Raw genomic sequence first — 18,097 nt, forward strand, 5'->3', positions numbered from 1 at the left:
CTCCCCTCCCCATTTGCCAAAATGGGTTTGCCCACGGTGCTACGGCCCGTGGGTTTTTCTTTGTGCGCCGGTTTATTAAATACTTTAACTGCGCTGCGAAAGCGCTACCAGGCTGTCGCCGGTAACGCGGCAGATGCGCCAGTCCGGCATGACATCCGCGCCCATGGCTTTGTAAAACTGGATAGCTGGCTCGTTCCAGTCCAGCACTGACCATTCAAAACGGCCGCAGCCGCGTTCGACCGTCAGTTGCGCCAGGCGTTGCAGCATCTGCGTGCCATAACCTTTGCTGCGGTGCGCCTGCTTCACATACAGGTCTTCCAGGTACAGGCCCTTCTTGGTGAGGAAGGTCGAGAAATTGTGGAAGAACAGGGCGAAGGTAACGACTTCACCGTTTTCTTCGCCGACGATCGCTTCGCACGATGGATGCGCGCCGAACAGGCCTTCGTGCAGCAGGGCTTCGGTGGCGACCACCATGTGTTCGAGTTTTTCAAAGACGGCCAGCTCCATGATCATGGCGTGGATGTGGGCGACGTCTTGCGGCTGCGCGGGGCGGATGGAGAAATTAACAGTCATGGCGATTCGATGGCATTGTTCAGGTTAGCGGATTGCACGCTCTTGGCGGCAGGCGCGCGCACGGCCCAGGCGACGCTGGCCAGGCACAGCACCATGCCCAGGAATTCCAGCAGGCCGGGACGGTAGTCTTCGAGCTGGACCGACAGCAGCACCGACAGCACAGGCGTGACGACGCCGATGTAGACGGCCTTGTTGGCGCCGATGCGGCCGATCAGCGTGAAATAGGCGAAGAAGGCGATCACCGAGCCGAAGATCGACAGGTAGACCAGGCCCGCCCAGTAGGTGGCGCTGTCGGGCAGGGTGAAGGCATTGCCGTTGGCCAGCGACCATACGGCCACCATCGACGCGCCCCACAGCATCGACCAGGCCATCGTCAGTGGCAGGTTGGAACATTGTTCCTTGACCTTGTTGACCACGATGCTGCCGGCCGAGCTGGCCAGGGTGGCGGCCAGCGCCAGCACCACGCCGGCCAGGAAGTGGCCGTCGCCGCCCGTCTTCAATTCTTGCCAGGCATCGCTGATCGAGTGCCAGAACAGCAGGCCCACGCCGATGGTGGCGACGGCGCCGCAGGCCCAGGTGCGGCGGCTGATGGCGGTGCCGAAGAAGATGCGGCTCCAGATCGGCGTCCAGAACACCATCAGCGCGAACATCACCGCCACCAGGCCGGACACGATGTGCTGCTCCGACTCATAGGTGCAGATATACGAGATGCCGAAGGTCAGCCCGCCCTGCAGCGCCATCCAGCGATGGGTGCGCCAGGGCAGCCGCAGGCTGTCGCGGCGCACCAGGCAGATGGCGAACAGGGCAGCGGCGGCCAGGAAGAAACGGTAGGCCACCGAGACGGCGGGAGCGGCGTGTCCCAGCTGTAAGGTGATGGCCCAGAAGGTCGAGCCCCAGATCAGTGAGGCGACGATGAAGAGGACGGGAGAGGACATTCGCGGGAGTATAGTCCTCTCGCTTTGTTCCTGCCGGCATCTTTTAAGACGGTGGGGCGCCGTGCTGTATCAAAAGCGCAACATCGTCGTTTGGGGTGATCAATAGGCCAGCCGCATCCGCCGATACAGGAAGCTCAGCACGAACAATGGCCCGATCAGCAAGAAGCGCAGGTCGTCGAAGAAAGACGGTTTCTTGCCCTCGATATGGTGGCCGATGAATTGCCCGATCCAGGCCAGCACGAACACCCCGATCGAGGTCACCAGCACGGTCCCCACCGGCAGCATGTTCAGCAGACCCAGCATCACGGCGGCCATCGCCGCCATCCCCAGCGCGAACGGCCTGGACAGCCTGGTGTAATAGACCAGCGCGGCGGCCACGACCGCCAGGGCCACGATCGGGTGAATTGCCCACAAGATGCCCAGCAGGCTGAACACGATGGCGGGGATGCAGACGAAGTGGATCAGTTCGTTGACGGGATTGCGGTGGCTCTCGGCATAGCGGGCCAGCAAGACGTCGATATCGCGCGGCGTAGAGGAAAATTCCATGACGGCGGTCTCCGGTTGTTATGCCGACGATTCTACGCCCGCTTCAGTCCCCTTGTCCCGTCTGCCGCGCCCCTGAGGGCAGGGCCGGCACCGGCGCCGCGGTGTCGGCCGGCTGCAGGCGCAGGTTCGGATGGTTCGCGAACAGTTCCGAGATCCATTCGACGAACACCCGTACCTTGGCCGACAGGTGGCGGTTGTGGGGATAGACGACGTGTACCGGCAGCGGGTCGCAGCGCCATTCGGGCAACAGGCGCACCATTTTGCCGGTGGCTAGGTGCTCGTTGAGCAGGTAATCCGTCATATTGATCACGCCCAGCCCCGACAGGCCAGCCTGGATATAGGCGTTCGAATCGTTCAGGGCGATCACGCCGGGCAGGGTCATTTCGATCCGCTCGCCGTCGCGGTTGTAGTCCCAGTTGGAGATCTTGCCGTTCTTTGCCGAAAAATAGTTCACGCAGCGGTGCCGTTCTAGGTCGCGCGGATGCATCGGCATGCCATAGCGTTCCACATAGGCGGGAGAAGCGCAGGTAACGAAGTTGATCACCCCGACGCGGCGCGCGATCAGGTTGGTATCGAGCAATTCGCCACCGCGCACGGCGCAATCGACGCCTTCCTCGACCAGGTCGACCGGGCGGTCGGTGGTGCCGAGTTCGAGCGTGATGTCCGGATAGCGCTCGAAGAAGTCGGGCAGGGCGGGAATCAGGATCTCAGTCGACAGCCCGGTCGGCGTGTCCACCCGCAGCCGTCCGCTGGGGCTGAAACGGTGGCGCGACAGCGATTCCTCGGCATCGCGCACGTCCGACAGGATGCGCACGCAACGCTCATAATAGGCGGCGCCGTCCGACGTCACCGACACATGGCGCGTGGTGCGGTGCAAGAGCTTGGAAGCGAGCGACGATTCCAGCGACTGGATCAGTGTCGACACCGTCGCCTTGGGCAATTGCAGGGTCTCTGCAGCGCGCGTGAAGCTGCCGGCGTCGACCACCTGCACGAAGACTTCCATGGCCTGGAGTTTGTTCATATCCTGTTCTCCGGATCAAAAGGCAGAGAAAAATGCAGCGATTGTTCAGCAATCCGAACAATCAATTCGGTATTGCCATCTTTATCTGATTGTAGATGAAGACTATTATGTGTGCATCGCAACAATGTATTGACCAGGAAGACGGAGCAGGCCATGAGCCATCGGAACATTCAGAACGGAATCTTTACCACGGTAGCAGTCGCCCTGAGCGGCGTGGCACTGGCGGCACTGCTCTGCACCGATGCCTACTCGCGCGCCGCCGGCGCCGAGGCCCGTGGTTTCCATGCGCTGTCCCTCGAAATGCAGATGAGCTGCGTGGGCGATTGCGCCGGCGTCGACGCTCGCATCGTCGAGCTCCAGAAACAGGGTGGCGCCCGGTGAGCGCCGTGCTGGAAGCCGTCGACCGCACCCTGAAGGTGCGCGAGCTCGAGGTCGGTGGCGCCACCGGCCCCCTGGCCGCGCGGCTGTATGCCGCCGGCCCGGCCGTCAAGCGCGACATGCTGGTGGTGTATTTCCACGGTGGCGGTTTCGATAGCGGCGACCTGGACGAGTGCGACGACTTCCTGCGCAGCCTGGCCGAATGCGACCACCTGCCGCTGGTGCTGGCCACCACCTATACGCTGGCGACCGTGAGCCCGTTCCCGGCCGCGGTCGAGGATGCCCACGCCGTGCTGCAGTGGGCCAAGAAGAACAAGACCAAGCTGGGCTGGAACGGCAAGCAGATGGTGACGGCCGGCATCGAAGCCGGCGCCAACCTGGCGGCGGTGTGCGCGCTGATGTCGCGCGACCGCGGCGGTCCGGCCCTTGCCGGCCAGATCCTGGTCATGCCGATGCTCGACCCGGCCCTGTCTACCGGTTCGATGCGCCAAATGACCTATTGTGCTGATCGCGAAAAAGCGGCTACCGTATGTGCGGCCGCCTACCGCGGCTATCTGCCGCATGCGGCCGACCGCTCGCATCCATATGCGGCGCCGCTGCACTCGAGCCGCCTCAAGAACCTGGCCCCGGCCCTGATCTTGTCGGCCGAGGACGACCCATTGCGCGACGAGGCCGAACAATACGGCGCCAAGTTGATCAACGCCGGCATCTGCACCACCGTGCGCCGCATGGCCGCACCGGACCTGCAGGATCCGAACGGGCGCAACGAGTGCGCCTGCAAGGTGCAGGCAATGCTTGAAATCTCCAGCTTCCTCGCGCGGCTGGAGGGGCGCGGGGGCGCCTGACGGTCCAGCACCAGTCCACCTGACGCCCGGCCGAGCCGGGCACACAATCGTATCGCAAGACACCGTGCCAGGCGCATTGGTGGGGGAATCGCTGTAACTGCGTCTTTCGCAGTTTATGCGGGTAAGTAAGAGTAAATCTACAAAGGAGGGTCGCCATGAATCACAACGAGCAGGCACGGGGCCGGCGGTTGCAAGCAGCGCGCGACTGTCCACGGGCCTGAGCCCGGTGCTGCCGGCATGAACTGACCGGCCGCGCTCCATCCAGATACTGAACTTTTTTCCGCGCTGCGGCGCGGAAGGGGCTTCTTTTCGCCAGCGTTTCGCTCGACTCGACAAGTTGACGACGCCGGACGGGGTTTTATTGTCTTTTCAATCGTGTTTAATAAGAAGGGTTAATCATGAATAACCAACCAGAACTGGGCAAAACAAAGGGTCTGTTGCAGGGCAAGCTGCGCGTGATCGTCGCTGCGCTGGCGCTCGCCGGCGTGGTCGGCGCCGGTGTGACCGGCTGCGCTGACGCCAACAGCAACGATGCGCCGGCCGCGCCCCCCGCGCCGCCGGTGTCCGCCGCCGTGGTCCTGCAAAAACCCGTCCTCGAGACCCAGGAATTCTCGGGCCGCCTGGAAGCGATCGATGTGGTCGAGATCCGTTCGCGCGTCTCGGGCTACATCACCGCCGTCAATTTCAAGCCGGGCGCCGAAGTCAAGAAGGGCGACGTGCTGTTCGTGATCGACCCGCGTCCTTACCAGGCCGAGTCCGACCGCACCCAGGCCACCGCCGCCGCAGCCCGCGCCCGCGCCGACCTGGCGCGCCTGGAACTGCAGCGCGCCGAGCGCCTGCTGGGCGATAAAGCCATCGCCCAGCGCGAGTTCGACGAACGCGACGCCGGCCAGAAGGAACTCGACGCCACCGCCCGCGCCGCCGCCGCCGAACACGAGGCCGCGCGCCTGAACCTGGCCTATACCCGCGTCACCGCGCCGATCGACGGCCGCGTCTCGAAAGCCGAAATCACCCTCGGCAACCTGGTCGACGCCAGCGCGGTACTGACTTCGCTCGTGTCGCTGGAGCGCATCTACGCCAGCTTCGACGGCGACGAAAGCACCTATCTGCGCGTGAGCCGCCGCACCCACGCCGGCCAGCCGGTCGACGTCAAGGTCGGCCTGGCCGGCGAAGAAGGCTTCCCGCACAGCGGCAAGCTCGAATTCGTCGACAACCAGCTCGATAGCCGCAGCGGCAGCGTGCGCATGCGCGCCACCCTGGCCAACGCCGACCGCCAGCTGGCGCCAGGCCTGTTCGCCCGCGTGCAGATCGCCGGCGGCGTGCCGACCCAGCAGATATTGATCGCCGACCGCGCCATCAACACCGACCAGGACCGCAAATTCGTCTACGTGGTCGATAAAGAGGGCAAGGCCGAATACCGCGCCGTCAAGCTCGGACCGCTGGACGATGGCTTGCGCGTGGTGCGCGAAGGCCTGAAGCCGGGCGAGAAGATCGTCGTCAACGGCCTGCAGCGCGTGCGTCCCGGCGCGCCGATCGCCGCCCAAACCGTGCCGATGGTGGCCCCCGCGGCCGCAGCCCCGGCGGCCAAGGACGCCAAAGTGGCGCTGGCCGACGTCAAGGAGTAATCGAACATGAACTTTTCCAGATTCTTTGTCGACAAGCCGATCTTCGCGGCGGTGCTGTCGGTGATCATCTTCGTCGGCGGCCTGATTTCGATCTTCCAGCTGCCGATCTCGGAGTACCCGGAAGTGGTGCCGCCATCGGTGGTGGTGCGCGCCCAGTATCCGGGCGCGAACCCGAAGGTGATCGCCGAAACCGTGGCCACGCCGCTTGAAGAACAGATCAACGGCGTCGAGGACATGCTGTACATGTCCTCGCAAAACACCTCGGATGGCGCGCTGATGCTGACCGTCACCTTCAAGATCGGCACCAACGTCGAGCAGGCCGAGACCGCGGTGCAGAACCGGGTCCAGCGCGCTTTGCCGCGCCTGCCGGAAGAGGTGCGCCAGATCGGCGTGACCACGGTGAAATCGTCGCCCAACATCACCATGGTGGTGCACCTGAATTCGCCCAATGGCCAATACGATGACCTGTACCTGCGCAACTACGCGGTGCTGAACGTCAAGGACCAGCTGGCCCGCATCAATGGCATGGGCGAGGTGCAGCTGTTCGGTTCCGGCGAATACGCAATGCGGGTCTGGCTCGATCCGCAGAAGGTGGCAGCGCGCAACCTGACCGCGGGCGATGTGGTCGACGCGATCCGCGAACAGAACGTGCAGGTCGCGGCCGGCGTGATCGGCCAGGGTCCGGCCAAGGACGCCGACTTCCAGCTGACCGTCAACACGGTGGGCCGCCTGCAGAGCGTCGAGGAATTCGGCGACATCGTCCTCAAGACCAATGCCGACGGCGGCACCACCCTGCTCAAGGACGTGGCGCGCCTGGAACTCGGTTCCAGCTCGTATGCACTGCGCTCGCTGCTGAACAACAAGTCGGCGGTGGCGATTCCGATCTTCGCCGCCCCTGGCGCCAACGACCTGCAATTATCAAGCGACGTGCGCGCCACGATGGACGAGCTGGCGAAGGACTTCCCGCAGGGCGTCGAGTACTCGATCGTGTATGACCCGACCCAGTTCGTGCGCGAATCGATCGATTCGGTGGTCAAGACCCTGCTCGAAGCCGTGGTGCTGGTGGCGCTGGTCGTCATCATCTTCCTGCAAACCTGGCGCGCCTCGATCATCCCGCTGCTGGCGGTGCCGGTCTCGGTGGTCGGTACCTTCGCCGTGATGCTGGCCTTCGGCTTCTCGATCAACACCTTGTCGCTGTTTGGCCTGGTGCTGGCGATCGGCATCGTGGTCGACGATGCGATCGTGGTGGTGGAAAACGTCGAACGGAATATCGCCAATGGCTTGACGCCGCACGATGCGACGATCCAGGCAATGAAGGAAGTCTCCGGTCCGATCATCGCCATCGCGCTGGTGCTGTGCGCTGTGTTCGTGCCGATCGCCTTCGTGGCGGGCCTGACCGGCCAGTTCTACCGCCAGTTCGCCCTGACCATCGCGATTTCGACCGTGATCTCGGCCTTCGTGTCGCTGACCCTGGCGCCGGCCCTGTCGGCCTCGATCCTGCAGCCGCATCATGCGCCGAAAGACCGCCTGACGCGCATGATCGACGCCGTGTTCGGCCGTTTCTTTGGCGTGTTCAACCGCTTCTTCGCCCGTTCGTCCGAGAAGTACGAAGATGGCGTGAAGGGCGTCCTGCGCCGCAAGACCGCCGCCATCGGCGTCTACCTGGCGCTGGCCGTGGCCGCCGTGTTCATGTTCAAGGCGGTGCCGCCGGGCTTCGTGCCGCAGCAGGATAAAGCCTACCTGATCGGCTTCGCCCAGCTGCCGGACGCCGCGTCGCTCGACCGTACCGAAGCCGTGATCCGCCAGATGTCGTCCATCGCCAAGGAAATCCCGGGCGTGGAATCGTCGATCGCCTTCCCGGGCCTGTCGATCAACGGCTTTACCAATGCGCCGAACGCCGGCATCGTGTTCACCAGCCTGAAGCCGTTCAAGGATCGCAAGGGCAAGGACATGAGCGCGGACGCCATCGCGGCCGAGATCAACAAGCGCATGGGCGCCGTCGAAGACGCCTTCGTGCTGGTGCTGTCGCCACCGCCTGTGAACGGCCTGGGCACCACCGGCGGCTTCAAGATGATGATCGAAGACCGCGGCAACGTCGGCTACGACGAGTTGAACAACGCGGTGCAGGCAGTGCAGGCACGCGCCTGGCAGACCCCTGAGCTGGCCGGTGTGTTCTCGGGCTTCCAGATCAACGTGCCGCAGCTGTTCGCCGACATCGACCGCGTGAAAGCCAAGCAGCTGGGCGTGCCGCTGTCCGCGATCAACCAGACCTTGCAGGTGAATCTGGGTTCGGTGTACGTGAACGACTTCAACCAGTTCGGCCGTACCTACCAGGTGCGCGTGCAGGCTGACGCCGAGTTCCGTTCGCACCGCGAGCAGATCGAGCAGCTGAAGGTACGCAGCAATACCGGCGAGATGATTCCGCTGTCGTCGGTGATGCGCGTGAAGGACACCTATGGTCCCGACCGCGTGACGCGCTATAACGGCTATGTGTCGGCTGAGCTCAATGGCGGCGCCGCTCCGGGCGTGTCGTCGGGCCAGGCGCAAGCCATCATGGAACAGATCGCGAAAGAGACGCTGCCGAAGGGCGTGTCGTATGAATGGACCGAGCTGACCTACCAGGACATCCTGTCGGGTAACACCATGATCTATGTGTTCCCGCTGTGCGTGTTGCTGGTGTTCCTGGTGCTGGCCGCCCAGTACGAAAGCTGGACCCTGCCGCTGTCGGTGATCCTGATCGTGCCGATGTCGATCCTGTGCGCGCTGGCTGGCGTCAAGCTGTCGGGTGGCGACAACAATGTGTTCACCCAGATCGCCCTGTTCGTGCTGGTGGGGCTGGCCTCGAAGAACGCGATCCTGATCGTGGAATTCGCCCGCGAACTCGAAGACCATGGCCGCAGCGTGATCGACGCCGCGCTGGAAGCTTCCCGCCTGCGTCTGCGTCCGATCCTGATGACGTCGATCGCCTTCATCGCCGGCGTGGTGCCGCTGGTGTTCTCGAGCGGCGCCGGCGCCGAGATGCGCCACGCGATCGGTATCGCCGTGTTCTGGGGCATGCTGGGCGTGACCTTCTTCGGCCTGTTCCTGACGCCGCTGTTCTACGTGCTGCTGCGCATGCTGGCCAAGCGTTTTGAAAAACCTGCGAAGGCGCCCGCCGTGGCGCACAGCACGGAAGGAGTACATTGAGATGAATAATCCATTCATTCGACGCGGCGTCGCGCCGCTGCTGGCGGCCTTGTTATTGACCGCCTGCGCCACGCCGGACTTCGTCCAGCCGCACGTCGCCACCCCGACCGCCTTCCGCGAGTCGCAAACGCCGGCCGCGGCCGACGTGGAAGTGGCAGGCATCGACGGTGCGCGCTGGAAGCCGGCGCAGCCGGCCGAAGCCCAGGCGCGCGGCCAGTGGTGGCTGGCCTTCAACGACCCGGCGCTCACCGCGCTGATCGAGGAAGCCGCCGCCAACAACGCCAACCTGTCGGTCGCGGCCAGCCGCGTCAAGCAGGCACGGGCCATCGCCGGCATCGCCGAAGCCGACCGCATCCCGCAAGTGGGGATCGGCATCGGCGCCCAACGCGCACGCCTGTCGCCGCTGGAATCGAACCTGCCGCAGGGCACCGACACCGAAGCGCGCAACAGCTATACGGCGCGCCTCTCGGCCAGCTACGAGGTCGACCTGTTCGGCCGCGTGGCGGCCGGCGTGTCGGCGGCGCGCGGCGACGCGGCGACGTCCGAGGCGAACTTCCGCTCGGTGCTGCTGGCGCTGCAGGCCGACGTGGCCCAGACCTATTTCAGGCTGCGCGCGCTGGACGCTGAACTCGTGACGGTGGACCAGACCGTGCGCCTGCGTGAAGAGAGCGTGGGCGTGACCCAGCGCCGCTTCGACCTGGGCGACATCGGCGAATTCGACCTGTCGCGCGCCCGCACCGAGCTGGCGACTGCCCGCGCCGAAGCGATCGGCGTGCAGCGCCAGCGCGCCACCACCGAGCACGCGCTCGCGGTCTTGCTGGGCAAGCCGGCGGCCGACTACGTGGCCGGCCCGAGCCCGCTGCTCGATGCGAGCCTGATGCCGGCGATTCCCGCCGGCCTGCCGTCGTCGCTGCTGGAGCGCCGTCCCGACATCGTCGCCGCCCAGCGTGCGATGGAAGCGTCCAACGCCCGCATCGGCGTGGCGCGCGGCGCCATGTTCCCGGCGCTGACCATCAGCGCCGATGGCGGCGGCGTGGGCGGCGTGTTCTCGGAAGTGTTCAAGTGGAGCAGCCGCTCGTGGGTGGTGGGCGCGCTGGCGTCGATGCCGCTGATCGACGGTGGCCGCAACCGTAACAACGTGCTGCGCAGCGAAGCGGCGCTCGAGGAATCGGTCGGCACCTATCGCCAGAGCGTGCTGGTGGCCTTCGCCGAAGTCGAGGACAACCTGGCGGGTCTACGCATCCTGGCCGGCCAGTCGGCCCAGATCGACGCCGCCGTGGTCTCGGCGCGCCGCTCCGCCGACCTGGCGCAGAAGCTGTACGACGCCGGCCGCTCGAGCTACCTGGAACTGCTCGATGCGCAGCGCAACCTGGCGGCGGTGGAACGCAGCGCGGTGCAGCTGCGCGGCGACCGCGCGCTGACCACCGTGGCGCTGATCAGGTCGCTGGGTGGCGGCTGGGATGCGGCGCAGGCGGGCACTACGACACTGGCACAGCGTTGAACTGATTTACCCCTGGCGTTTGTTTGCCCTTTGCGGCGGTGCGTGTGAGCGTACCGCCGCTTTTTTGTTTGAGGTAGGAAAACTACATATTTCACCCAGATTCAATTGACACACTTATCGTGCGCGCAGAGACTCTTCGTGTCGAACTCATCGGTGGCAAGGATTCTTGGAGGAAACAGGTAGTTTATCTACCTCGCTGGTCGCTTCCGATGGGCGTGACAAGACGCTGATTTTTGAAGGAAAACCATTCCAACTGCAAAAAAATCGGAGGAGACACAATAATGAAGAAGAGCATCATCGTCATGCTGGCGGCGAGCGCCCTGGCTGTTTGCGCAGGAGCCAGTGCCGCCACCCCGCCGGCCCAGTCCGGCAACAGCCAGGCCGTCCTGCTGCAGGGCTTCCACTGGAACTCGTCGGGCTATCAAAGTCCGAACTGGTACAACACGCTGCTGGGCAATGTGGGCGACCTGAAAACGATGGGATTCACCCACGTCTGGTTCCCGCCGGCGTCGGATTCCGCCGCGTCCCAGGGCTATCTGCCGCGCCAGCTCAATGTGTTGAGTTCCAGCTATGGCAGCTCGGCCGAGCTGACCAACGTCGTGCGCGCCTTCACCAACAACGGCATCAGGGCAGTGGCCGACATCGTGGTCAACCACCGCGTCGGCACCACCAACTGGTCGGACTTCACCAATCCCAACTGGACCCTGCACTCGATCGTCAACAATGACGAATGCAACTGCGGCCTGGGCAATCCCGACACGGCCCTCGGCTTCGACGGCGGCCGCGACCTCGACCACCGCAATGTGGGCGAAGTCCAGAACGGCATCATCACCTGGCTCAACCACACCCTGAAGCCGGTGGGCTTTACCGGCATGCGGATCGACTACGTGCGCGGCTTCAGCCCGAGCTATGCCGGCCAGTACGCTAACGCCTTCGGCGCCGAATTCTGCGTCGGCGAGCTGTGGAACGATATGAACCTGAACAATATCGACGCCCACCGCCAGGAAATCATGAACTGGATTAACGGCACGGCCAACAGCTGCGGCGCCTTCGATTTCACCACCAAGGGCCTGCTCAACGATGCGCTTGCGAACGGCAACTACTGGCGTCTGCGTGACTCATCCGGCAAGCCGCAGGGGGCGCTGGGCTGGTGGCCGGCGATGTCTGTGACCTTCGTGGACAACCACGATACCGGTCCGTCCGAAAGCTGTGGCAATGGCCAGAACTACTGGTCGGTGCCGTGCGGCGCGGTGATGGAAGGGTATGCGTATGTGCTGAGCCATCCGGGGATTCCGACCGTGTACTACCCGCACATCTATAACTGGAACCTCAAGACGCCGATTTCGGCGCTGATGGCGGCGCGGCGTAGCGCGGGCGTGCATTCGACGTCGCCGGTGGCGATCCAGCAGGCGACCCAGGGACTGTATGCGGCGATTATCAACGGCAATACGCGTCAGCTGGCGATGAAGATCGGGCCGAATAGCTGGAGTCCGGCGGGAAGTGGGTGGGTGCTGCAGACGTCGGGGAATAATTACGCGGTCTGGATCAAGTAGGATCCGTCTCTGAACCGGCTACCACGCGGTGGCCGGCTTCCTTTCTAAGCAAAAAACCAGCGATACGTGCAAATCCTGCCAGCGATACACCCGGATGTCTTCAGGCGTATGCCCATCTCCATTTTGCAGCATCTCCGCTTTGCTTGACGCGCCTGTGCAACGAAAGCCGCGCGCTGGCCGGGTTTCAAGCTGTCAGGTCTGCCTATCGCTACAATGCCTTCATGCAGAACGCAACCGTCCCCACTCTCACCGGCCTGGCGCCGGTTCTCGATGCCGGCGTGCGCATCCTTGTCCTGGGCAGTTTCCCTGGTGCCGCTTCACTGGCCGCCGGCGAGTATTACGCCCATCCGCGCAACCAGTTCTGGCGCCTGATTTCCAGCGTGGTGGACGACGACCTGGCGGCGCTGCCTTACGCCGAACGCTTGCCGCGCCTGCTGGCGCATGGCATCGGCCTGTGGGATGTGCTGGGCGAGTGCGAGCGGGTTGGCAGTCTGGATTCGGCGATCCGCAAGCCGGCTGCCAATGACTTCGACCGACTGCGCGAGCTGTGCCCCTTGCTCGAGACGGTCGGCTTCAATGGCCAGGCGTCGGGCAAGTTCGCGTCGCAATTCGCAGCAGCTGCTTATCGTACCGTCGTGTTGCCATCCAGTTCGCCAGCGCATATGGCGATGTCGTTCGAACAGAAGCTGGATGTGTGGTCGAGACTCCGGGGCGACGAGCAGCGGGGCTAGCGAAGGCGCGTCCCTGTCGTCGCCACCTTCCGCAAATGCGCCAACTTGGCCGAATACACCTCCCGCATATCCCCGCGCGTACTGTGATCGACCGCCAGCGCGATATGCTCGCGCGCATCGCCCAGATGCCCGAGCTTGAGGTGCGCGATCCCCAGCCAGAACCTGAACTCGTCGTTATACGGCGCCCGCTTCACCTCGCGTGCGAAGAGCGCCACGGCCCCGTCGAAGTTACCGGCCTTGAGCGCCACCATGCCCTGGTCGAAATAGTGATACGGCGGCGTCGGCTCGATCGATGCGATGCGTTTGGCCAGCGCCTGCGCTTCCAGCGGCCGGCCCAGCGTCAGCAGCAGCGGCTCCAGGTTGCGCAGCACCGACAGGTTCTCGGGCTCGCGCGCCAGCGCGGCCTGGAAGGTGCGCTCGGCCAGCGCCAGTTCGCCGTGGCGGTGGTAGATCACGGCCAGCGTATTGAGCGTGGTCGCCGTTCCGGGACGCGCCGCCACCGCCGCGCGTGCCCACCAGTAGGCGTCATCGATGCGGTCCTGTATCAGCGCTTCGGCGGCGCGGTTGTTCAGGTAGAGGGCGACGACGTCTTCTTCTTCGAGCTCGCGGGTGCGCAGGCTCGCGGCTTCGTCGCGCGGGATGAAATCGACCACCAGCACCCGTTCGGGATCATAGCCGCGCAGGACGTCGGACGCATGCTGTCCAAGGCTGATGTTGATGTGGGCGCTCGACAGGTAGATGCCGGCGGTGCGGCTCCAGCTGTCCGCCACCTCCACGCTCTGGAAGCGCACCGGCATCCCCAGTTCTTTCGCGAAGGCGGCGGTCATGACGACCAGCGACAGGCAGTTGCCCATGCGCGCCTCGTACGTTTCGCTGGCGGTGCGCGTGATGCGCGACTCGTATTCCAGTTTCAGATCGGTCTTGCTGTACAGCGCATCCACCAGGCCGTGGCGCATGCCCTTGGCGCGCAGGCGCTGGGTGAAGGTGGAGCTGCGCAGGTAGTCGCGCATTGCGGGGCTGAGCGTGAACAGGTCTTGTGCGCCGACCGCTTCGGACGGCGGCGCGAAGCGCTCGTCGGCAAACAGCGCGGGTGGCGGGGAGGTGGGGGCGGTGCTGGCGCAGCCGCCCAGCAGCAAGGACAGCGACAGCAGTCCGGTCACGAGGCGCTTCATGTCTCCTCCCTGTACGCGCGGGTATTTACATCCCAGTATCCGCTTGCGTCAGGCAGAAGTAAAGTGCGTCAATCCTCGTGGAAGGCTTCCAGCAATTCGTCCAGGATCTCGGCGGTTTCTTCGTCCGACAAACCGAGATAGGCGCAGGCCGCGGCGCCGCCCTTGTTCCACTCGTTCGACTCGGCGTGGCCCTGGTAGCGGCAGATCGCATTCTCGGCCAGCAGCGACAGCGCGACCAGCGAGCGTACGGGCGACGCCGTCGACGTGTCGTCGATCACGGCGTAGTCGTGGTGGTGCAGGATGGCCCACGACACGTGGTCCGACAGCCCCCAGTTACGCGCCAGCAGGCAGCCGACGGCGGCGTGGCTGGTGTCGTGGCGTTCGACTTCGAGCGCGGTGAACGGGCGGACCGCTTCGAGCGAGGCCGCGCCATAGGTGACGTTGTAATCCTTGAAACGCTCCATCAGCAGCGGCACACCGGTATCGCAGAACAGGCCGAAGGTGTGGGCCACGTCCGGTTCGCCCATGCGCAGGCGGCGCGACAGGAACACCATCGCCTGCGCGCGGCGGGTGGAGATGTCCCAGAAGCTGGCCAGGGCCGCGCTGTTGGCGGGAATCGCCTGGCGCGCCAGCAGGCCGGTCATCATGGCCGCCACCTGGTTAATACCGAGGAACAGGATGGCCTGCTCGATCGACTTGGCCTTGCGCCGGCCGCCATAGATGGCCGAATTGGCAAGTTTCAGAAGGGCGCCAGACATGCCGACGTCGCTCGCCACGATCTTGCCGATGGCGTCCAGCGACGGATCTTCCGCTGCCAGTTCGCGCTGCAGGTCGGCGAGCAGGCTGGGCCGAGGCGGGATGCGGATCGATTTGATCAGGGCATCGACCTGGTCGATCTGCGGAATGGACTCGACGACGGTGTTCATGGAGGTGGAGGCGCGAATAGGCTTCGCGGAAATGCGGAGGACTCTGCCACTATACCCGAGTCATTTCGATATTGCAGCAAGGCAATGCCATTATCACTCTGTTCTTGTGTCAATTTCACCAAAACGGCGGGTCGTGCTGTCCCACGCTAGAATCGCCGCATGGCTATTTCTACAATTGCAGGGATCGATTTTTCGGCGCCGGCAGAGACGGTTGCGCAGCAGTTGATCGGGGTGACGGTGTTGGTCGACGGCGTCGGTGGTCGCATCGTCGAGACCGAAGCCTATGACCATGAAGACCCGGCTTCGCATGCGTACTCCGGGCCGACCGAGCGCAATGCGTCGATGTTCGGGCCGCCCGCGCATGCTTATGTCTACAGGTCGTACGGCATCCACTGGTGCCTGAATTTCGTGTGCCAGGAGGCGGGGCATGGCGCCGGTGTCCTGATCCGCGCGCTGGAGCCGGTGGCGGGGCTGGACCTCATGCGGGTACGGCGCGATGCGGTCGATGAGCGCCTGCTGTGTTCCGGGCCGGGCAAGCTGTGCCAGGCGCTGGGCGTGACCCATGTGCACAATGGCATGGCGTTGTCGGAACAACCATTCGAACTGTTGCCGGCCGCGCCGGGATTGACGGTTGTGGCCGGGCCGCGTATCGGGATTTCTAAGGCGGTCGACGTGCCTTGGCGGTTTGGGTTGGCGGGGTCGAAGTTTGTGAGCAGGCCGTTCCGCTGAACTTGGGCACCCGCCTTCGCGGGTGCGACGGTGCTTGCGCAGCGGGCATTCTGCTTGCGTGAGCGGCGTGCTTGCTTCAGGCGCGGCGGCGCGTGGGGGCGGCGGGTAGGGCGCGCACCGGGCTGCCCCGCATCGCACTGCCTGATGAACGCCGTTCGCCCACGCCCTGGAAGCCGGCTTCCGGCGCTTCTTCGGCAATCGTCTCCTGCTGCGTATCGACGCCGGCTGCGTCGCCATCCGTTCCCGGTGCGATGCGGAAGATCGCCACCGCCTTCGCCAGGTTGACGGTCTGCTCGTGCAGGCTTTCGGCGGCCGCCGCGGCCTGCTCGACCAGGGCCGCGTTCTGCTGCGTCATGCCGTCCATTTGGCCGACCGCGCGATTGACTTCGGCGATGCCGTCGGCCTGCTCGGTGCTGGCGATGCTGATGCGGCCGATGATGTCGTTCACCTGGCGCACCGAGGACACGATGTCGCCCATGCTGGCGCCGGCCTCGCTGACCGAGGCGTTGCCGCGCTCGATGATGTTCACCGAATCGGCGATCAGGCCCTTGATCTCCTTGGCCGCCGCCGCCGAGCGCTGGGCCAGGGTGCGCACCTCCGAGGCCACGACCGCGAAGCCGCGTCCCTGTTCGCCGGCGCGCGCCGCTTCCACCGCCGCGTTCAGGGCCAGGATATTGGTCTGGAACGAGATGCCGTCGATGACGCCGATGATCTCGACGATCTTGCGCGAGCTGGCCTGGATCGATTCCATCGTCGTCACCGCCTGCTGCACCGCCTGGCCGCCGCGCGCCGCCAGTTGCGCCGCCGTCGCCGACAGTTCCGAGGCCTGGCGCGCATTGCTGGCATTGTCCTTGACCGCCGTGGTCAGGGTTTCCATGGTGCTGGCGGTCTGCTCGAGCGAGCCGGCCTGCATCTCGGTGCGGGTCGAGAGATCGAGGTTGCCGCTGGCGATTTCCTGCGACGCCGTGTCGATCGAGCGCACCGCGTTCATCACGCTGTGCAGGGCGGCGTTCAGGCGCGCTATGGTGTGATCGAGCGCGCGCGCGGTGTCGTCGATTTCGTCGCGGCCTTTCGCCTGCAAGGGCGGCGCGTCGAGCCGGCCCTCGGCCAGTTCGCCGACCGTGTGCGCGATCGCGTTGATCCCGGCCAGCATCGAGCGCCGCACCAGCATCGTCACCGCCAGCGACAGGCCGATCGACAGCAGCACCAGGCCGGCCATGCTCAAGCCCAGGCTACGGAACTCGGCCTTGGCGGCGGCGTGGGCACCCTCGCTCATTTCTTTCTCGAGCTGGGCCAGGCGCGTCAGTTCGGCGTCGAGGGCGACGAATTGCTGTTCGGCCTTCTGCATCGAGTTGGTGGCGATCGACTGGTCGCTTGATGCCATCTCGATGGTCTCGCCGACCGCCTTGCGGTAGCTCGCCAGCGCCGCCTGCGAGGCCTCGATCGGCGCGCGTTCGTCCGCTTCTGCTTCTAGCGCGAACTTGCCCAGCTTGTCGCCGATGGCGGCGTGCCTGCGCCCGATGTCGGCCGTCAGCGCCGTCAGCCGGTTCTGGGCGAAGCTGCCGTTGACCCAGGCCAGCAGCTGGTAGGCGTTGGCATGCGCGAAGCGCGCCTCGCCGGCGACGTCGGCCACCGCCTGCAGTCGCGCGGCGCGCACCTGCACCATGTGCTCAAGCGACGCGTTCTGGCGCACCATGCCGTAATAGGCGGCCGCCGAAAGCATGGTCAGCAGGACGAGCACGAGTCCCGGGGCCAGCAGCAGTTTCTGGCCGATCCGCAGTTTGTTCAGCATGGATTACTCCGTGAGTGGTGGCCATCGCTGGACAGGAGGCGCAGCGAGAATAGCCGTCGTCCCCGCGAAGGCGGGGACCCAAGTTTGCCGGCACCCTGAAAGCGCCAGCCAAAACTCACTTCTTATAGATGCCCGCCTCCAGCACCACATCATCGACCAGCAAAATATACGTGGTCTTCGGCTCGATCTTGCCCGTGGTCGGATTCTTGTACTGGTAATCGACCCAGCCCTTGCCCTTGGCCGCGGCCAGCTCGATGATCTCGCGCCGGTATTTCTTGCCGTTCGCATCGGGCACGTCGGTCAGGTCCTTGCCGACGATCGATGGGTTGTACGGGTGGGCCAGCACGATGCCGGTCTTGACGTCGCGCAGGTCGACATACAGCGCGCCCTGGACGAAGCTCGGATCCTTGGCGTTAATAAGTCTCATCATCTCGGCCTTGCCCTTGGCCTTGATCACGGCGGCGCCGCGCTCGGCCATCGCGATGGCGTCTTTCTCGGTCGGGTCATTGGCCAGCGCATTCGTGGCGGCCAGCCCCAGGCACAGGGCAGCGACGGTGGCGATCATCTTCATGGGGACTTCCTTT

At 64.8% G+C, this 18,097-nt stretch carries 16 protein-coding genes; 8 read left to right on the forward strand and 8 right to left on the reverse strand.

Going from position 1 to position 18,097, the window contains the following annotated elements:
* Positions 1–84: 84 nt before the first annotated feature.
* The 4 genes from SOM61_RS10385 to SOM61_RS10400 all read right to left on the reverse strand — a co-directional run bounded on the left by SOM61_RS10385 (position 85) and on the right by SOM61_RS10400 (position 3,075).
* The gene (locus SOM61_RS10385; RefSeq protein ID WP_320474011.1) at positions 85–573 is read right to left on the reverse strand and encodes a GNAT family N-acetyltransferase; all 489 of its coding nucleotides are present in this window, start codon (positions 571–573) and stop codon (positions 85–87) included.
* Positions 570–1,508 (reverse strand): DMT family transporter, encoded by a 939-nt coding sequence (locus tag SOM61_RS10390; RefSeq protein ID WP_320474012.1) that lies wholly within the window; start codon positions 1,506–1,508, stop codon positions 570–572. The genes SOM61_RS10385 and SOM61_RS10390 overlap by 4 nt, the downstream gene beginning before the upstream one ends.
* A 99-nt stretch (positions 1,509–1,607) precedes the next feature.
* Positions 1,608–2,054: an Mpo1 family 2-hydroxy fatty acid dioxygenase gene (locus SOM61_RS10395; RefSeq protein WP_320474013.1), complete on the reverse strand. Its 447-nt coding sequence runs from the start codon at positions 2,052–2,054 to the stop codon at positions 1,608–1,610.
* Between the two features lie 43 nt (positions 2,055–2,097).
* The gene (locus SOM61_RS10400; protein WP_320474014.1) at positions 2,098–3,075 is read right to left on the reverse strand and encodes a LysR family transcriptional regulator; all 978 of its coding nucleotides are present in this window, start codon (positions 3,073–3,075) and stop codon (positions 2,098–2,100) included.
* A gap of 153 nt (positions 3,076–3,228) precedes the next feature.
* Here SOM61_RS10400 and SOM61_RS10405 point away from each other — a divergent pair, with 153 nt between their 5' ends.
* The 7 genes from SOM61_RS10405 (at position 3,229) to SOM61_RS10435 (ending at position 12,894) form a co-directional block, all read left to right on the forward strand.
* Positions 3,229–3,456 (forward strand): hypothetical protein, encoded by a 228-nt coding sequence (locus tag SOM61_RS10405; RefSeq protein WP_320474015.1) that lies wholly within the window; start codon positions 3,229–3,231, stop codon positions 3,454–3,456.
* Positions 3,453–4,298 carry an alpha/beta hydrolase gene (locus tag SOM61_RS10410; protein WP_320474016.1) on the forward strand — a complete coding sequence of 282 codons (846 nt, stop codon included), beginning with the start codon at positions 3,453–3,455 and terminating at the stop codon, positions 4,296–4,298. The genes SOM61_RS10405 and SOM61_RS10410 overlap by 4 nt, the downstream gene beginning before the upstream one ends.
* Before the next feature lie 398 nt (positions 4,299–4,696).
* Positions 4,697–5,923, forward strand: coding sequence for an efflux RND transporter periplasmic adaptor subunit (locus tag SOM61_RS10415; RefSeq protein ID WP_320474017.1), 1,227 nt, complete (start codon positions 4,697–4,699; stop codon positions 5,921–5,923).
* Between the two features lie 6 nt (positions 5,924–5,929).
* Positions 5,930–9,109 (forward strand): efflux RND transporter permease subunit, encoded by a 3,180-nt coding sequence (locus SOM61_RS10420; protein ID WP_320467467.1) that lies wholly within the window; start codon positions 5,930–5,932, stop codon positions 9,107–9,109.
* Between the two features lies 1 nt (position 9,110).
* The gene (locus SOM61_RS10425) at positions 9,111–10,610 is read left to right on the forward strand and encodes an efflux transporter outer membrane subunit (protein WP_320474018.1); all 1,500 of its coding nucleotides are present in this window, start codon (positions 9,111–9,113) and stop codon (positions 10,608–10,610) included.
* Between the two features lie 281 nt (positions 10,611–10,891).
* Positions 10,892–12,163: an alpha-amylase C-terminal beta-sheet domain-containing protein gene (locus SOM61_RS10430; RefSeq protein WP_320474019.1), complete on the forward strand. Its 1,272-nt coding sequence runs from the start codon at positions 10,892–10,894 to the stop codon at positions 12,161–12,163.
* Between the two features lie 221 nt (positions 12,164–12,384).
* Positions 12,385–12,894, forward strand: coding sequence for a DNA-deoxyinosine glycosylase (locus SOM61_RS10435; RefSeq protein WP_320474020.1), 510 nt, complete (start codon positions 12,385–12,387; stop codon positions 12,892–12,894).
* Here the strand turns inward: SOM61_RS10435 and SOM61_RS10440 are convergent.
* A complete protein-coding gene (locus tag SOM61_RS10440) occupies positions 12,891–14,066 on the reverse strand; it encodes a tetratricopeptide repeat protein (protein WP_320474021.1) in 1,176 nt (391 codons plus the stop codon). The genes SOM61_RS10435 and SOM61_RS10440 overlap by 4 nt on opposite strands.
* Before the next feature lie 68 nt (positions 14,067–14,134).
* Positions 14,135–14,992 (reverse strand): HDOD domain-containing protein, encoded by an 858-nt coding sequence (locus tag SOM61_RS10445; protein ID WP_320474022.1) that lies wholly within the window; start codon positions 14,990–14,992, stop codon positions 14,135–14,137.
* Positions 14,993–15,151: 159 nt separating this feature from the next.
* Here SOM61_RS10445 and SOM61_RS10450 point away from each other — a divergent pair, with 159 nt between their 5' ends.
* The gene (locus tag SOM61_RS10450; RefSeq protein ID WP_320474023.1) at positions 15,152–15,721 is read left to right on the forward strand and encodes a DNA-3-methyladenine glycosylase; all 570 of its coding nucleotides are present in this window, start codon (positions 15,152–15,154) and stop codon (positions 15,719–15,721) included.
* A 76-nt stretch (positions 15,722–15,797) separates the two neighbouring features.
* On the opposite strand, the gene SOM61_RS10455 is transcribed toward SOM61_RS10450, so the two are convergent.
* Complete coding sequence (locus SOM61_RS10455; protein ID WP_320474024.1) at positions 15,798–17,513, reverse strand: methyl-accepting chemotaxis protein; 1,716 nt, start codon at positions 17,511–17,513, stop codon at positions 15,798–15,800.
* 115 nt (positions 17,514–17,628) lie between these two features.
* Positions 17,629–18,084: a cache domain-containing protein gene (locus SOM61_RS10460; protein WP_320474025.1), complete on the reverse strand. Its 456-nt coding sequence runs from the start codon at positions 18,082–18,084 to the stop codon at positions 17,629–17,631.
* Positions 18,085–18,097: the final 13 nt, after the last annotated feature.

Source organism: Massilia sp. CFBP9012 (assembly GCF_034045115.1).
Classification (GTDB): domain Bacteria; phylum Pseudomonadota; class Gammaproteobacteria; order Burkholderiales; family Burkholderiaceae_D; genus Telluria.